The organism is Arthrobacter sp. UYNi723 (assembly GCF_054057635.1).
The window spans coordinates 1-16928 of sequence record NZ_JBSRZM010000046.1 but is presented as its reverse complement, the minus strand read 5'-3'; the positions used below and the strand labels follow the sequence as shown (position 1 = coordinate 16928).

Below are 16928 nucleotides of genomic sequence, written 5' to 3'. Positions count from 1 at the left end.
CAGCGGCGCCAAGCCAGGCGACTGCTGGCGCTCTCTGGCACGATCCCCGGCGCTCAACCGCACGAATGGGTGGCGCTCAGGGCTTCAAATACTCAGTGGGCCCGGCATCCGCGCGCCCGCGCCTCCGGCGACTTTCTGTGTGCGGTAAAGGATCCCTTTCGGGCTGCACCAAGTGCCAAATAGCGCCGTGAAAAAGCCGCCATTTATCGCCGAACGTCACAGACGAAGGAGCAACCTGATGGCAAACAATCTCCCGGACGAACGGGAACTGACACGGAAAGAGATCGAAGCGGAGCAGTTGAATCGGCGGCATCTGGAAGGGGTCCGCCGGCGTGAGCCCGCCGTCGCAATGATAAGGATTCTCCTGATCCTTTTTCTGGCCTTCGCCGGGGCTTGGCTGGGTGGCTGGGCGATGGCGAGCGTCCAGTACGAGTTCGCCCTTGGCGCTATCCAGGGCCTTGGCGGAGGATCTCCGGAGGCGCAGGAACATTCGGCGTACTTGCTGACCGTGGGGCCGGTAATTCTCGCCGGACTCATGGCTTACTTTGGCTCCGCCAACTTTTTCGGCACGTTGGTTTCGTATGACAGGGTGGACTGGCTCTTCGCCTGGGCCGAGAAGACCGTATTTCGGAAAGGGGGCCAGGCATGAGCATGATTCCGTGGCTGCACATCAAGGACGAGCGCGGGAAGAACATGATGATTCCCGTCGACAAGATCTCCTACATCACGCCCGAATCGGACGGCAAGACGCTGGTGGTCGGGCTTGTCGGGGGAGTGAGCAAGCGTGCCGTCCTTCCAGATCTGGGCGGGGCGCCGGCTCCTTGGCAGCAGGATAGCCGCGAGGAAATTGTGAAGCGGTTGCCCGAGGCGATCTTGCGTGCCGGCGCCGCCCATAGCGCCGTGGCGGTCATCTCCCTCAATGCTTTCGAACTCACAACCGGCAACCCCAACACACGAATCTTTACGTGGGAAGTGGAGATCGGCGAACCGTACCCGACTAGGGTCTACTGACCGGCAGGGAAGGCAACGCCGGCGGCTGGTGCGCTGGTAGCGTTGATTCCGAAAAGGCCTCCATGTCCCCCCAGCGTGGAGGCCTTTTCGTCTGCCTGGGTTCGGTCGGTGCCGACTCATCCGGGTTCGCGTTCGAGCCGGTTTACATGGGTGAGCGTATGTCACACACCGTTCGGGATCCCCGGAGCGAATAGTGCGGTAGCGGGCACCAAACAGGTTGGTACCCACCGACTGAGGGAGCACCTGACATGGCTGGACGTCCAAGGCTCGATAAGCACACAGCAACGGGGAACCTCGTCGATGATCCGGTAACACGCGAGGTAAACGGATCGAAGCTCGTCACTTTCCGTCTGGCGGACACACCCCGGGTCTTTGACCGTGAGGCCAACGAATGGAAGGACGGCGAAGCGGTCTTCTACGACGTCGCCGTGAAGAGCGTCCGGTTGGGGGAGAACGTCGTGGGCTCCCTCGCGAAAGGTAACCGGGCAACGGTCACGGGCAACTATGAGGCCGTCCCGTATGTGAACAAGGAAGGCAGCCCTGGCCTGAACCACAGGGTCTGGGCTGATGAAGTGTCTGCTTCGCTGGAGTTCGCCACGGTGGAGATCGCCCAGAACCCGAAACCGGGTCTCTGGGCCAAGGCGATGGACGCCCAAGTCGCTCCGGTCGATGTTGAACAGGCCACGGTTGACCGCGAATGGGGCCTCGTCTAAGTCCGCAAACCTCGTTATTTCCCGGCCCGTCATGGCGTTCGCGTTGTGACGGGCTTGCGGCCGTTCTGAGCGGTCCCCGTTTTCCCTGGACTTGACATCCAGTTGGGAATGCCCACGTTATGTAAACCTGAAAGGCCGTGCACATGGCGCGACGCAAAGTAGACCCGAACCAGCTGAGCATTCTTGATCTGTTGGCGGATCTGGAAGAACCGGAGGCAAATGATGTCCAATCCAGTAGAGCAGTGGCAGTTGCAGGAAGTGATGTCGGAGCGGGCATCGGCCCCGGAGACGGATATCGAGGCAGCCCTGAACTGGGAGATCGACCCGGAGGCGTGGAAGGAACCGCACGCCGCGGCACCCCACATGACTTCCCTGGTGCAGAACTTCGAGGAGCTGTACGAGGGGAAGAGCCTGCTGGACGGGCTGAAGACCCCGCTCTCGGAAGCGGACCCGGAGTTCCTGGACCTCGTGAAGGCGTACTGGGCCCAGATGAAGCGGGACCACAGCCCGCTGCTGCCCCTGACAGCAGACGCCCACGAGCTGCACCGGTTGTCCGCGAAGGACATGGCAGTGTCGCTGGACAGGATGAACGAGATCATGCGGACCGTCTTCGACTGGATGATCAGCCAGGGCAAGCAACCGGTCCCCGGCTGGACGACATGGAAAGTGGGACTCCCGCCGGAGCTCGAGGAGCTGCTGGAGGACTGAGTGGTGTCCCGGTCGATTTCAGACCGGGAACGCAGGTCCTGCCACCCTCGGGGGCGAAATCCCGCGCTGTGGTGAACATGGAGGCGCTGCGCCTGTTGCATCAGCTGCAGGACGAACAGCGGCACGCCTCACCCGCTGAGCAGGATGTCCTGGCCCGGTGGTCGTCCTGGGGTGCTGTCCCGCAAATCTTCGAAGAACACCGCGAGGAATGGGCCACTGAACGCGCGGAACTGAAGTCCCTGCTGAGTGCAGAAGGATACGCGCAGGCCTCCGCGACAACGATCAACGCCCACTACACCGACCCGGCGGTAGTGAAGGCCGTTTGGGACTCACTGCGAAACGCCGGCTTTGGTGGCGGAATCGTCCTGGAGCCAGGTTGCGGGGCTGGCAATTTCATAGGGCTCGCCCCTGAAACAGCCGCAATGGCCGGTGTTGAGTTGGACTCCACCACGGCCGCGATCGCCTCTTTCCTCTACCCCTCCGCCCATGTCCAGGCAGAAGGTTTCGAAGACACCACGATCCCGGAGGGGACGGTTTCCGCCGTCGTCGGTAACGTACCTTTCGGTGATTTCGTGGTTCATGACTCCCGGTACAACACCTCCCGGCTGAGCATCCACAACTACTTCATCGCCAAGTCCCTGCGCCTGACCGCGCCCGGCGGGTACGTCGCAGTATTGACCTCCACGTTCACGATGGATGCCCAGCGAGCGAAAGCCCGCCGGGAAATCGCCAAGTACGGTGACCTCGTAGGCGCGGTCAGGTTGCCCAACGGTGCATTCAAAGCAGTGGCCGGCACGGAGGTCGCAACGGACCTGCTGGTGTTCCGTCGCAGAAAGCCGGAGGAACGGCCAGACGAAGACCGGATCAACGCTTGGGTGCAGGCTTCCACAACGTGGGCTACGCACCGGCAAAGCGGGGAACCGGTCCAAGTCGGCATCGGGGGTTGGTTTGCCGCCCACGACGACGCAGTGATAGGTGTCCTCTCCGTCGGGCAGGGGATGTACAACGACTCCACCCTCGACATAGCGGGGCCCTACGGTGAGCCATTGGCTGATGAGATCAGGGACAGGCTTGGGACACAGCTGTCGGAGGCCGCCGCGGCGGGGTACGGATATGCCGCTGAGCCGGTGGCCGTTCCGGGAAAACTCTTCGCTCCGGGACTGGTGCGGGATGCTGGCGTGGCAGAGGCGGTGACCGGGCACGTCCGGTACGAGAGCGGGACGTTTGAAAGGTTCAACGCGGCACGGTCTTGGGAGGTCGTCAAAGTTCCCCGCGCTCGGAAGGATGAAGCCGTTGCCCTGCTGGGTATTCGGGACGCCGCCCGAGCAGTCATTGATTCCCAGCGTTCCGGCGCACCTTCGTCCGAACGGGATTCCCTCCGGGCGGGGCTCACTAATGCCTACGACGCATACTCCGCGAATTACGGGCCTATCAATCGTTTCCTCCTGCAGACGAACCCTCCCACCAGTGCAATGGTGTCGAGGCGCATTGCCGCGAGCGAAAAGAACTGGCGCTTGGGTCTGCCCACGGACGGCACGGTAGCCGCTTCCGAAGTACCCATCCCGGAGTCGCTGTCCGCTCAGTGGCTGGAGGAGGCCAGTGCGCCACGAGATCCCGTCAAGAAACAGGATCACCTAGGCGTACTCGCCGGCGACCCGGGCAGGGGACTGCTCCTGGCTCTGGAGAACTTCGACGAAGAGAGCGGGCTGGCCCGGAAAGCGGCGGTATTCGAACGCGACGTCCTCGCCTTCAGGGAACGGCCCGTAGCAGCTGCCAACGCGGCAGACGCCCTGGCAATTTCCCTCGACGAGTCACGGGTTGTCGATATGCCTCGCATTGCCGGACTACTGGACGTTGAGGAGACTCAAGCAAGGGAAATGCTCGGGACTCTGGTCTTCGAAGATCCGAGAACGGGAGACCTCCTGCCGGCGGTGCAGTATCTGTCCGGTGACGTGCGGACCAAACTGGAAGACGCCCGCGAGGCGGCGAAGGACGAAAGCCGCTTCGAGACAAACGTCCGGGCCTTGGCAGGCGCCATGCCCGAGCAGGTCACACCGATGGATATCATCGCCAAACCCGGCGTTCGGTACGTTGAGCCAGGCGACTATGAAGCGTTTATTGCCGAAAAGTTCGGGGTTGCGGCGACCGTGGCCACGAACGAGGTCGATGCGTCCTGGGAGCTGCGTTCAGCGAACGGTTCCCCCAGGTTCTCGCCTGAAGTCCGGTTTTCCTACGCGACTGGGGACCGGACGCCCCTGGCGTTGCTCCAGTCGCTGATGAATAACCGCACCATTGTCATCCGCCGCACCATCACCGATGAGCATGGATCCGAGCGCCAAGTTAAAGACGTCAAAGCGACGTTGGAAGCCCGGGACAAGGCTGGCAGGATCGCCGAAGATTTCGGGACCTGGTTGTTTCAGGATGCCGCACGCGCGGAGCGGATCACAGCTACCTACAACAGGATGTTCAACTCTCAGGCTTCCCCGGATTATGCAGCCGCGGGAGAAGCACTGAGCTTTCCTGGCTTGAACGGCGCATACACGCCGCACCACTATCAGCGGGCAGCCGTGGCGAGGATCCTCAACGAGCCGGCTGTGTTGCTCGATCACGTGGTCGGCGCGGGAAAGACCGGGACGATGGTGATGGCCGCCATGGAACTGAGGCGGACAGGCATCGCCAATAAGCCGGCCATTGTGGTCCCAAATCACTTGGTGGATCAGGTGAGCCGGGAGTTCGTGGACTGGTACCCGACGGCAAATGTTCTTTCCGTACCGACAGGGATCAAGGCCGAAGACCGCGCCTTCTGGGTCGCGGCGGCCGCAACCGGTGACTGGGACGCGGTAGTGATTCCCCAGACAGTATTCGCGAAGATCCAGGTGGATCCGGCCAAGACACAGGACTGGCTGGAAGAACAGATTACCGAGCTGAGGAAAGCCAAGGAGGCCATGTCCGGGGAAGAGAAGTCCCGGATCAAAGCCGTCGAGCGGGCTATCAAAAGGCTGGAAGAACGTCATGCCCGGATTACTACGGGAAAGGATGTCGGTGTCACCTTTGAGGAGACCGGCATCGACTATTTGTTCGTGGATGAGGCCCATCACTACAAGAACCTTTTCCGCCAATCAGATTCCTACGAATTGGCCTGCACCGGTTCGGACCGTGCCTCAGACCTTGATTTCAAGCTGCGGTCCCTGCGGGAGACGAAACTGCAGGATGCACTCCAGGGTGGCTACCACCGAGAGGGGTATCTTCCTGCGGTGGCCACCTTCGCTACCGGTACCCCGGTGGCGAACTCCATGTCCGAAATGTGGGTCATGCAGCACTACCTCCGCCCGGACTTGCTGGAAATTGCCGGGCTGCAGGAGGTCAATTCCTGGGCGAACCAGTTTACGGAGCGTTCTACCGTCCTGCGGATCTCCCCGGCCGGCGGTGGATATGACCAAGTGGAACGGATCAACAAGTACATCAACCTACCCGAGCTGCTGAAGATCACGAATCAGTTCTCAGACGTCGTGACCGTTTCGGACATCACCGCGAAGCTCCCGGTGTTGGAAGGCAAGGACCGCCAGCTCGCCAAACGTCAGCCTTCCGGTGCCGTCACCGAATACGTGAAAGAACTGGGGGAGCGGGCAAAGAATCTTTCCGGGGTTGACCCGAAAGAAGACAACATGCCCAAGATCACCAATGACGGGCGAATGGTCGCCCTGGACCCGCGGCTGAAGCATCTGCCTGCAGATCCCGACGGCGGCCGTCCTGTTCAGGTCGCCGCGAAGGTTTGGGAAATACATCAAGTGACCAAAGACCGCGCCTACACACTTCCCGGCGGCTCGGCCTCGGACACTCCCGGCGGCCTGCAACTGTTGTTCTGCGACAGGGCAGTGCCCAACACGGACGGCCGGTTCAGCATGTACGACACTATAAGCGACGAGCTCGTAGAACTCGGCATGGACCAGGAATCCATCGCCTTCATCCATGATGCGCCGACCGATGATGCCCGGAAGGAACTCTTCGCGAAATGCCGCGACGGGCGGATCAACGTGCTCATCGGCTCAACAGAAAAAATGGGCACCGGCACCAACGTCCAGGCCCGCGCTGTGGCCCTGCACCACGTTGACGTTCCCTGGCGTCCTGCAGACCTGGAACAACGCGAAGGGCGGGTCCTGCGACAGGGCAACCAAAACGACCAGGTGAGCATCCACTCCTACGCGACGGCCGAAACTTTCGACGTCTACATGTGGGACATGGTGGCCAGAAAAGCGAAATTCATCAATCAGCTCAAGCGTGGAGACGTTCAGGGCAGGACCATGGACGACGGGTTCGGAGACCTTGAACTCTCGGCAGGCCAGGCGGCGGCCGCGCTGTCCGGAGATCCCCGCCTCGAGCAGCTGGCAAGCCTGCAGATGGAAGAATCCCGGCTCCAGTCCCTGCACCGGTCTTTTACCGACGCACAACGTCGCAGCAAGGGCGAGCTAGCGATCACCGAGTCGGCGCTGGCTGGCATTGTCCAGGATCTGCCCACTATTACGGCAGCGGCCGCTACCTATCGAAGCACCACCGGCGATGCGTTCAGGATGAGCGTCGCCGGCACCAATCATCTTGATCGGATTGACGCGGGCATCGCACTGCAGAAACTGGTCGTCTCCAGGATTCAGCCATTGCCGACAGGAGCGGGACCGTACCAGGCCCTTGGCACGGTGGGAGGCCTGAGTATGGAAGGCCGCTATCACCGTGGGCTGGAACTGAGGATGGGCGGTTCCGACGTCGCAAAGGTCCATCTCGACTGGGACACCGCAATCAAGGCCGACTCCTTGGGCATGATCCGACGTCTTGAAAACACAGCTGGGGCGACAGCAGGTATCCGCGACGACCTCATCCGGAAGCAGGCGGCGCATCAGGCCGCCATACCCTCGCTGCAGGAAACACTAACCCGCCCATTCGACCATGCAGCCGGGTTGGCTGCGCTGCAGCTGAAGATCACTGACCTGATGAACGATATGGGCCTCAGTCAAGACGAGGATGCCGAGACCGACGTTCCCCCAGTGATGGGGGAAACCCTTGGTTTATTCGTCCCGGACCAGGGCAAAGTCTCAGCCGGTGACCTGCGCGGTGGCGACGTCGTGACTGGTCTGCGGGGGCGGGGACAGGCGCTGTTCCGGGTCGAGTCCGTGGTGAAGCACGAGAAGGCTGTGGTGCACGAACTTGCGGAAACGGATGAGGCCCTGGAACCGGTGAATCTCGGCTGGTATGACTCTGTCGAGCTGGTCAGCCGGCCGCAGTCGGCATTGACTCCGTTCGAGCGGGTGTTCCTTAAGGTTCCGGAAACGGATGCAGTCGCAGTCAACGACCGGGACATCAACACCGGGGAACGCATCACACTCCAGCGCCCGGTGTTGGACGCTGCCACCGGCATGCCGACCGGGAACACGATCATGGTCACAGGGACCGTTGAAGTCCGGTCCAACGACTGGGTGGTAACCGATGATCACGGATCCCGGCATAGTTTCAATTACAGCCGGTGGGCAGGCAGCGGGGCATCACCGGTATTGCGGCATGGCGTCGTGGATCCGACCTCGCTGGCCGCCGAGCTGGCCCTCAAGGAAAGGGAAGCATCGTTCGTTCACGCCGATCAGTTCCTTCCGGGGGACGTTCTCCTCGAAGACGTCGAGGGTCTGGGGCTTCGGGGAGACACGGCGAGTGGAGGGAGCATCTATCAGAGCGCGTCCTTCATCGATCCCATCACAGGCAGCAAACGCGAAACGACCGGCTACTACGAGCCCCGTGCCGTGACTTATCAACAGGGAAGGCTCTTGACCCTGGACGAGGAACGGGAACTGTATCCGGACGGGTACGGATCCATGATCGAAGACCTCCGCGCCGGAGATGTGGTCCCGGCCCATGAACTCGATCGGAACCAGGCGCGCAGGGACAACGTAACCGTCACAGCCGCCAGCGCTGGGACCATGATCGATCTGAAGTACCGGTTCGATGATGGCGAGAAGGGCACCTGCCGGCGGCGCTCCGACCAGAAGGTCACCATCCACGCCCGCCGATACGGGGCACTGACCGATCTGGAACGGGCAACCTTGCAAGCGCCCGGCCAAGTCACCGCGATCAGCGCAAGCATGCTCCGCAACGAACACCATTGGCAGTGGGTCCGGCTCCGCGCTACCAAAGGATCCGTCACGAGCTGGCAGGGCCTCCAGCCTGTGATCGGCAGGGTCATCGACGTCCAAAGGGTTCCTTCCCGGGACAGGTACGGCTCGGGGACCATGGTTCTGGTCCTGGAGGAACCGGGCGGGACAAGGACCAGGTGGGCGGCATCGGAAAGCACTCCCGTGTTGATGTGGACGGGCGAACTCCCAGAGACACCGTTGGACTTCACAGGGCTGGATCTGGAAGCGGTCCCTGTCTCCGTACCGGGGCCGAGTCCCGCGGCTGAAGACACCATCGTTGAGGCCAGCGCGTTCCTCAATGAACACGTCATGGTCGGAACGGTGCAGCTAGGCAAGGCACCAGCTGCACTAGTACCGGAAACCGTAGCGCCTGTGCCCTCCCACGGAGACGGCGTCGGCATGCACGGTCCGGCAGTGGTCCTCGGGGAGATGCCCATCCTGGAACACACAGCTGAGGGCAGCAACGTCCGGAACGTCGGCCGGGACGAGGCATCCCTGCATGGTCTGTTGAAGGAGTCCGGCTTCAAGTTCTCCCGCCGGCAGGAACTCTGGTACTTGAACAGCACCTGGAAACCTGGGACCCGTGACACCAAAGTCATGAATCTTATCAGCGCGGCCGCCAAGGCTGGAGTCAGCTTCGATATCCAGGATCCCGGTCCCAGCCGGCGAATGGCTCTACTCAAGGAAGGAGACCGGATCCGGCTCAGCCCGGGCAAAGCCGTGATCCACGGTGTAGACGGCTTAGGGATGCATGAGGCGGTCTCCGAGTTCCCGGAAATGATCGCGGAAGTCCGGGAGGGACGTTCCACGCACCGCACACCGGTTCAAGTCAGTATCGGCGAACGAGCCCACAGGTTCGACATCAGTCATGAGTCAGGAGCTCTTGAACTGGCGTCTCTGGAGGAGGCAGAACGGTGGAATGTGGAGATCGGCGCGGTGCTGCCGCCAGGGGTTTCCGCTGACCTTGACCGGAAGACAGGCAGGCGCGTCCAGGACCTGGTCCCCGGCCAGCGCGTCAGTGTCAGCGGTAAGGAGATCACCTTGGCTGATTTGAAGTCCTACCAGCGGCAACGCTACGACGGCGTCAAGGTCCTTGCGGTGGAAAGGGGACCGGTTGAGCAGCTGCGCTATGTCCTGCTGGAACGCGAACAGAGCAGGAGGGTATGGGTCGAGGCTACCGCCACGGAAACGGTCCCCGTCCACGAGGCCGGGACCATCCGCGAAACCGGCTTCTCGGCTCCACGGTTCCGCATTCAACATGTCAACGACGTCCGTCAGGGCGAGAAGGTGTCAGCCACCGGCATACGCCCGAACGGTACTGGCGCCAGGATGCAGGAGATTATCACTGCCAGTGGGACACTAACGGCGGTCGAGGATCGCAATGGTGGGGAGTACGAACTGACCATAGAGACCCGCCGTGGACCTGTCCAAGTCAGGCAAGGTGAAGACTACGGCTACAGGCCGGAGGTCACGACAATGACGCCCGGGACCACCGCAGTGCCCACAGTGGCGGCAAAGCCCCTGGGGCTTGGTCAGGGACTGGACACGCTGGATCCACTGCTGACAGGAACGACGATTCAACACCCGTCGCTGTAGCCAAACGACGGGTCCGGCCAGCTTCGGCTGGCCGGACCCGTCGAAAAACACATTTCTGACTGACTGAAAGGGCAACGCGGTGCGGGTCATGTCTGGCCAGATTCTGCCCACGAATGTCCCTGACTGGTCAGGCTATGGGCGCTCTTGATGCAACGAGCTCGTGGAACAGACCAAGGCCCTTTATCGGCTTTGAGCCGCCAGCCACGGGAAGTCCGGGCTGGACCCTGAGTTACAGGTCGATTCCTGGACCGGCGCTTCCGGGCCCGATGAGATCAACGGGTTCCACGGACTCGGTGGCGCTTGCACTGCTTCGGTGTATGGTCCTGGCGAAGTCCAGGAGGGTGGAGCTGAGTTTGGGGAGCTCGTCCTGAGGCAACCCATATCTGGTGTACTCGGTGGTGGGCAGGGTTCGGTGGCGGGCCATGGAAGTGGCCAGTAGCGGCAGGTCAACGTTCGGGTCCCGTCGCTGGCACAGTGTGATGAGCTGCTTGTGCGTGAATCGCCCGCTGGCAATGATCGAGTACGCGTCGAGGTAGTCCCGGGCGTAGCCGCGGGAGTAGACCGCGAGCAGTTTGGAAGCAACCGAGTCTTTCAGGGAGAGTACCGGTCCGACGTCGATAATAGCCGGGGAGTTCTCCCACCAGTCCAGGCCAAGGTCGATAACAACGGCGTCATCATCACGGCCCACGGTGACGCTGGCGAATTCATCATATTGGCGCGTTATCTCGACCGTGTAGCCTACGGATTCGAGCGCTGCAGTCATTTTCCGCACCGAAGCAGCGAACGTGGCCGGCGTGTGCCGGCGGTGCAGTGCGAAGAGGTCGATGTCTTCGGATGGGCGTGAGCTGATGCCGTGTTCTGCCAGTGCCTGCCCACCCGCGAGGAGGAAGCCGTCAGCCGCCAGGACGTCCAAGGCGGTCTTGGCGGCTATTCGCTGAGATTGGTCCACGAGGGGTGCTCCTTGGCTTCGGTGTATGCGGGGAGCTCCGGGAAGACTGCTTCCCAGGCGCCTCTGCAGCGGGTCGGCAGGAGCATCGTCGACCAGAGTTTGGCGAGCCGTTCGGAATTGACGATCCTGCAGATTTCTTCGACTGATCCAGAGTTCTGAAGTGTCAGCTGGTAGAGGGCTGAGCAGCTGGCGTCGTCGTCAATGTTGTAGTGCCGTTCCGGGCCCCAGTCGAGGTGGATTGGCAGCTCCACAGTCCCGAAGGCGGGTCCTTGTAGGTCCTCCAATTTGTCGGGAACCAGGTAGACCAGGGAATCGGCAATGGTACGTCTTTCCGGCGCAGCGCCATGGACGTACTCCCTCAGACTTGCACGGACCCGCTCGGAGACCGTAGTCCCCTCCCTGGTGGCCTTGCCATGCGCTGCTTCCCATAAGGGATCCTCGACACGGACTGTTCGCCGCGTTGTTCCGGCTGACATGATCTGCTCCCGATTCGTTGCGTTTGGCCCAGTCTACTGGGTGTCATGACACCTTGGTAGATGTCATGACACCCATCGAGAAATGTTGGCTAGAGTTCCCATGCCGCGTCGATGTCGGCAGGTTGAATTTCGTCCGGACCAGGGGTAGGTGTGCGATCCCAGTCGACGGGTATTGTCTCCAGCGTGCCCAGGTTCTCGAACTCTTCCGTGAGCTGTTCGGCGAACCTGAGACGTTCGTCGTCCTCAGCGAAGGAGACGTTCGCCCAGACGTCCTCGGGTTCGGCGCTGCGGGCGTTCATGGGGCGGGGAGGGAGGTGCTTTCTGGCCCGTTCGTAGTAGTCGGTCATGGTTTTGTCTGTGGATTTAGGTGGTGTTCCCCATGGTGTTTCGGCGTCCTGTTGGCCGGATACTTCCCGCCAGGCCGTGACGGCACGCACGGTTGCTGGGAAGTTTTCAGTCTCTTGGTGTTCCTCGCGCAGTTCGTTGACCCAGTCGGGGGAGTCATCCCCTGCCAGTGGAGGGATGAGCTGATCCAGGCGGGCGCTGATTTTGTCCTGTAGAAGCTGTTGGATGCGCCGGCCTTCGGCTGTTGCCGGTGCGAAGGCTGCGGTGACGACGCCGACGTCGGATCTGGGGGAATCGGTGGCGGATTCCGTTGTGGCGGCCTTGAGCATTTCCTCAACACTTGCGTTTTCCGGGTTGGCACTGTTGAGGGGCGGGCCGGCGCAGACGAGGGCGGCGAAGAGCCTGTCCGTGGTGATCTCTTCTTTCCGTTCCGGACTGAGGTTGGCGTCCAGCCAGTCGAGCATGGTGGAGGTCTTTTCGGAGGATCCGGCATAGTCGTATTCAAAGACCATGCGGGCGAAGTCGTTGGCGTAGCCGTGCTCGGCGTCGCGGACTTCGTGGGCGGTCATCTCGTGTGCCTGATTGCCAAGGACACCTTTCAGAACGGCCATCGCATCTTCGGGAAGGATCTTGCGGACCATGCCCCACTCGTCGGGTGCGTGCTCTTCTTCTGGATCCGGAAGGTCCACGTAGCAGGTGTTCCCGTGTCGGCCGCGGGTCATGGCGACGTAGAACAGTTCGCGTGAGAGTCCGGGTGAGACGACGGTGTGCGCCGAATCGACGGTGACGCCCTGGGAGCGGTGGGAGGTGCAGGCGTAGCCGAGTTCTACAGAGGCGTGGAGGTAGTCGGGGTCCAATTCAATGAGGGCGCCGGTATCGGTGCGGGTGGCGGTTACCGATCCGTCGGGACGGATCGTGGTCACGGCCAACCGTGTTCCGTTTTTGATGAAGTGCCCCTCGGAGTCTTTGAGCCGGCGGTCGTTCTGTCGTGCAAGGATCAGGTCGCCGGTGCCGGCCACCCCGCTTCTGAGATTGACGCTGGTTTCCAGGTTCACTCGGCCGGCGGCGGCAAGGTCCAGCTGGGCGCGGATGTTCAGGTCGTTCACGGTTCCGTTGTCTCCTGCGATGAGCAGGCTGGCGGTGATGTCCTCTTTGGTGTCTTCCATCCATGCTTGGTAGGCGCGGTCCGGGGCGGTCCCTTCGGGGCATCCGTGGATCCTGCCTTGCTCGAGGTAGGTCGCCAGGATGTCCGGGTCCCCGGTGCGCAGGCGCAGGGATGCTGTCCGTTCCCATTCGGCGCTGAATCTCCAGACGCTGGTCAGGATGGGCGGGTTGGTGTTGCGTTCCAACCATCCTAGAAACCCACCGGCTTCGACGGCGTCGATCTGGGCGGCGTCTCCCACGAGCAGGAGTTTGGCCCCGGCGTCATCTGCCTGGCGGGCGAGTTCGGCCGCGGCGGCAGTGCCGACCATGGATGCTTCGTCCAGGATGACGAGCTGACCTGGCCGCATCCGGTATTTGGCTTGCTCGGCGTACTTTGTGGCGAGCCTGGTGCATGCGGCGTTGAGGCGGGTCTGTGCCCTGTCCCTGGCCCCTCCTTTCGCTGGGGATCCTTTGATGGAGGATTGGTGCCGGTCCACGATGGCTTCGAGCTTGCTGATCTGCACTGCCCGGCGCGCGGCGCCGTCACCGACGGATTCGTACAGCCACTTGGCGACGTTGTCTGTGGGTGCGTCTATTTCCTCCCCAAGTACGGCGGCAGCGACGGCCGAGGGTGCGAGCCCGATCACGGAACCTGTTCCGTGGGTCCCTTCCCAGACATCGCGTACGGCTTTCATGGTCGTGGTCTTGCCGGTCCCGGCTGGGCCGATGATGCAGTCAATGGCCGTCCCGCTGCACAGAACTGCCTGCGCAGCTGCGGCCTGATCCTCGCTCAGGGGCCGGCCTTCCCTGGTCCGCGCCAGGGTGAGTGCTGTCCGGGTTTCGTCCGCGTCCAGTGCCGGCGCTGTTGCTGTTGTCCCGGCGATGAGGAATGCCTCGTCGTCCATGATCTGTGTGGTGGTGAACCGCTTCGTTTCCTCGTGCTCGAAGGAGCTTCGGCCGCGGGTGCTCAGGAACGGGTTTCCCGCTTCGGGCATGGACATACGTTCCGGGCTGAGGGCGACGGCTGTCACGGCTGCTGCTTCGACCACCCGGTCCACGAGCTGTTCCCGGTCCGCCGCGGATCCCATCCTTACCCCACGGAGCAGCCGTTCCGTAGAAGCAATCAGGTTGGCCCGGGTGAACGTGGTCCGTCGGCTGCTTGCGTCGTGGAGGCAGAATTTGCCCAAGGCGTCCACGACGTCCGGACCAAGGTCGGCGTTGGCGACGACTGCGACGTCGTGTCCTACCGCATCCCGGATCACGGTGGCAGGGGAGTAACCGGAGTCCAGGGTCCGTTGACGCCAACCGATCATCTTTTCCGGGAGTGACTCCGCGGATGGTTTTTTCGCGGTGCGGGAGGACAGTGTGGCCTCTTGCCGCATCTTCAGCATCATCGCCTGGGGAGGGCGTTTACCATACTGCTCCACCCATTCCGCCACCAGGGTATCGGTCAGGGCTTCGACTTCCAGTGACCTGGACGAGAACTCAGTGATGAGCCCGTCCGGGATGCCTGCCAGCTCCGCGCGGGCGTCCCGCGGATCCTTGTCCGCTTCTCCGAGCTGCTTGAATAGGTCTTCCGCGTCCGTGCCGGCGAGCCCGGCGATTCCGTCGCGGATCTCTGCGACGGCTCCGGTGCGGTCATAGATCCGGTCGAAGAGGATGCTGTTGTACTTCTCCGAGACGGCGACCATGTTCCGGTGCAGCGTGTAGGAATCCAGAGTGACCCATTTGCCGTCGCTGACCCGGCGAACACGGTTGGCGATCACCGTATGCGTGTGCAACTGGGGATCACCGGCACGGGAGTCCCAGTGATCAAACATGGAAGCAATCGCTCCTTCGACCGCCACCCACGCAACACCGCCATGACCGGCGCGTGCCTGGATGACGCTTCTCTCCAGCCAGTCCATGCATTCTTCTACGGCCTGCTTGTGGGCCTCGTAGAGGTCTGCCTGCAGCTTCGGATTCGCCAATGCCCAGAGGACACTGACAGATTTGGGCGGGCTGAACGTCAGGTCGAAACCGGCCACCGCTTCACGTGCTGCGCGTGCCGCGTTGCCAATCGGTGTCTTCGCTCCTTCCGGGGCGGTTGCGGCCGTGATGGGCCTGGCCCCGAGCTCCTTACCGGACTCAGGATGTGTGAACTGCTCATAGATGCTCTTTGCCGCCCACTTGGTGACCTGCTGGCCGGACACCAGTCCGACACTTTCCAGGCCTCGACCGGCCCACCGACCGGGCGGCGCCTGTGTCTCGGTGTAGTACGCGGTGAGGTCTCTGGTTCCGATCTGTGCGCCGTCGCCGGCGGCCGCCGATTCGAGGTAGTAGTCGATGTTGATCCGCCCGATACTGACTGTCATTTCTTTCCCGCTTTCTTCTGTTGTTCGTTGCGCCAGGAAGCCCATTGCTGCAGGGTCCGCTGGTCGGCTTCGGCAAGGGTCCGGCCCTTGGTGCTTTGGTAGAGCTTCTGGCACAGCCGGTCCCACGATTTGTAAACCTGCGCTGCCGCCTTCGTTTGGTGCATGGTCTGGTCGTACGCCGTGCGCAGCTGCTTCTGTTTTGCCGCCAGCTGGGCGTAGGCGGCATTGCCGTCGGCAAGGCGAGCACGTAACTTGCCGACAACGGCGGCATCTGCCGCTGCCGCCGGGACCCCGTCCCTTTCCCCGGCAGCGGCAAGTTGCCGGCGCAGGTCCGTGATCTCCTCACGGAAGGCGGCAGTCTTTGCCGCCTGCTCCGCCACTACGGCAATGGCGCGGCGACGCTCGGTATCAACGGCAGCTTCCAGGGACCGCACCCTTGCCTTGTACTTGTCCCTGGACTCCCGTACCCGGTACATCCCGGCCGTGGCACCCCGGACTTCCTCGGCCAGCGAGGCCACACGCCTGGCCAACCGCAAGGCCGTCTCAGCGGGCACCGGATCCGCGACAGGCAGCCCCCGCCGACGTCGGGACTTGGCCGTCTGCACGCACTCGGTGCGGCAGTAGATGCTTCGTTTGTCCCGTGAATCTGGCAGGGGCCCGTGGCATTTCGGGCACGTCCGGGAGGGCAGTACAAGGTCTTCCATGCCCTGTTGTTCGTTCCCCGCCCGGAAACTGTGTGTGAGATCGGGGTGTCAGAAGACCCCGGTGTGCACCTTGGTGCCAGAGGTGTGAGTCCTTTGTCGTACCTCGAGCCTCCTCTGGTGACTTCTCGGCTTCGCTGGCCTCCTACCCTTGGGTAGGGCTGATGACTCGGGCTCTCATTGCTCTGACCATGTGATTGCCATTTCGTCGTCGTGAGGCTTCATCCGGTTGTTCGGGCGACGCTCCTGTGGGTGCTGCCAACGGCACCCACAGGCAACCACACAGGAAACCAGGCTGTGCCCGTTGCCCGCTCACGCGCGGCGAGCCGAACAACCGAAGGGGACGTGGGCATTGGGTGCAGGCGGTCAGATGGGTCCCGGCGTCCACCTGAGTGCGGGAATAGCCCGAAGGAAATAGCTTTTGCCGTGCACATGTGGTCGCGGGGCGAACCCGCCGGACCCCTGCTACCGCCTTGGGCAGTCCGGGGGCGAGTCGAAACGGGCCAACATTGTGGAGCGGGCCCAATCACAGGGCTGGGGACTTCCCGCCAAAGATGACCACGATGGCACCACGGTGCCTACATCAAATGGCGAGACAGGCCACCAAGGTGGGCGTAGCCCGGAACGGGATACCGGACGAAGTCCATGGCCGTAGGCCGTCCACCCAGCGGCAACGGCAGGGCGGCAACGGCAGGGCGGCAACGGCAGGGCGGCAACGGCAGGGCGGCAACGGCAGGGCGGCAACGGCAGGGCGGCAACGGC

The 16928-nt window shown here is 62.5% G+C and carries 9 protein-coding genes; 5 read left to right on the top strand and 4 right to left on the bottom strand.

Features of this window, described 5'->3' with window-relative positions; translation table 11 throughout:
* Nucleotides 1–238 precede the first annotated feature (238 nt).
* From ACVWY0_RS21335 to ACVWY0_RS21315, 5 genes are all read left to right on the top strand, one after another.
* Nucleotides 239–649 (top strand): hypothetical protein, encoded by a 411-nt coding sequence (locus ACVWY0_RS21335; protein ID WP_426979954.1) that lies wholly within the window; start codon nt 239–241, stop codon nt 647–649.
* Entirely contained in the window at nt 646–1011 is a 366-nt protein-coding gene (locus tag ACVWY0_RS21330; RefSeq protein ID WP_485838466.1) for a hypothetical protein, read from the top strand. Before ACVWY0_RS21335 ends, ACVWY0_RS21330 begins: the two co-directional genes overlap by 4 nt.
* Nucleotides 1012–1259: 248 nt before the next feature.
* On the top strand, nt 1260–1724 hold the full coding sequence (locus tag ACVWY0_RS21325; RefSeq protein WP_069953159.1) for a single-stranded DNA-binding protein: 465 nt from the start codon (nt 1260–1262) through the stop codon (nt 1722–1724).
* A gap of 219 nt (nt 1725–1943) precedes the next feature.
* Nucleotides 1944–2432, top strand: coding sequence for a hypothetical protein (locus tag ACVWY0_RS21320; protein WP_485838465.1), 489 nt, complete (start codon nt 1944–1946; stop codon nt 2430–2432).
* A gap of 77 nt (nt 2433–2509) precedes the next feature.
* A complete protein-coding gene (locus ACVWY0_RS21315) occupies nt 2510–10198 on the top strand; it encodes a helicase-related protein (protein WP_485838467.1) in 7689 nt (2562 codons plus the stop codon).
* Nucleotides 10199–10427: 229 nt separating this feature from the next.
* Here ACVWY0_RS21315 and ACVWY0_RS21310 read toward each other — a convergent pair whose 3' ends face one another.
* The 4 genes from ACVWY0_RS21310 to ACVWY0_RS21295 form a co-directional block, all read right to left on the bottom strand.
* Nucleotides 10428–11147 carry a nucleotidyl transferase AbiEii/AbiGii toxin family protein gene (locus ACVWY0_RS21310; protein ID WP_485838464.1) on the bottom strand — a complete coding sequence of 240 codons (720 nt, stop codon included), beginning with the start codon at nt 11145–11147 and terminating at the stop codon, nt 10428–10430.
* Nucleotides 11126–11623, bottom strand: coding sequence for a hypothetical protein (locus ACVWY0_RS21305; RefSeq protein ID WP_485838463.1), 498 nt, complete (start codon nt 11621–11623; stop codon nt 11126–11128). Before ACVWY0_RS21305 ends, ACVWY0_RS21310 begins: the two co-directional genes overlap by 22 nt.
* A gap of 89 nt (nt 11624–11712) precedes the next feature.
* Entirely contained in the window at nt 11713–15465 is a 3753-nt protein-coding gene (gene mobF, locus ACVWY0_RS21300) for a MobF family relaxase (RefSeq protein ID WP_485838462.1), read from the bottom strand.
* Nucleotides 15462–16169, bottom strand: a complete 708-nt coding sequence (locus ACVWY0_RS21295) for a hypothetical protein (RefSeq protein WP_485838461.1) — start codon at nt 16167–16169, stop codon at nt 15462–15464. The genes mobF and ACVWY0_RS21295 overlap by 4 nt, the downstream gene beginning before the upstream one ends.
* Nucleotides 16170–16928: the final 759 nt, after the last annotated feature.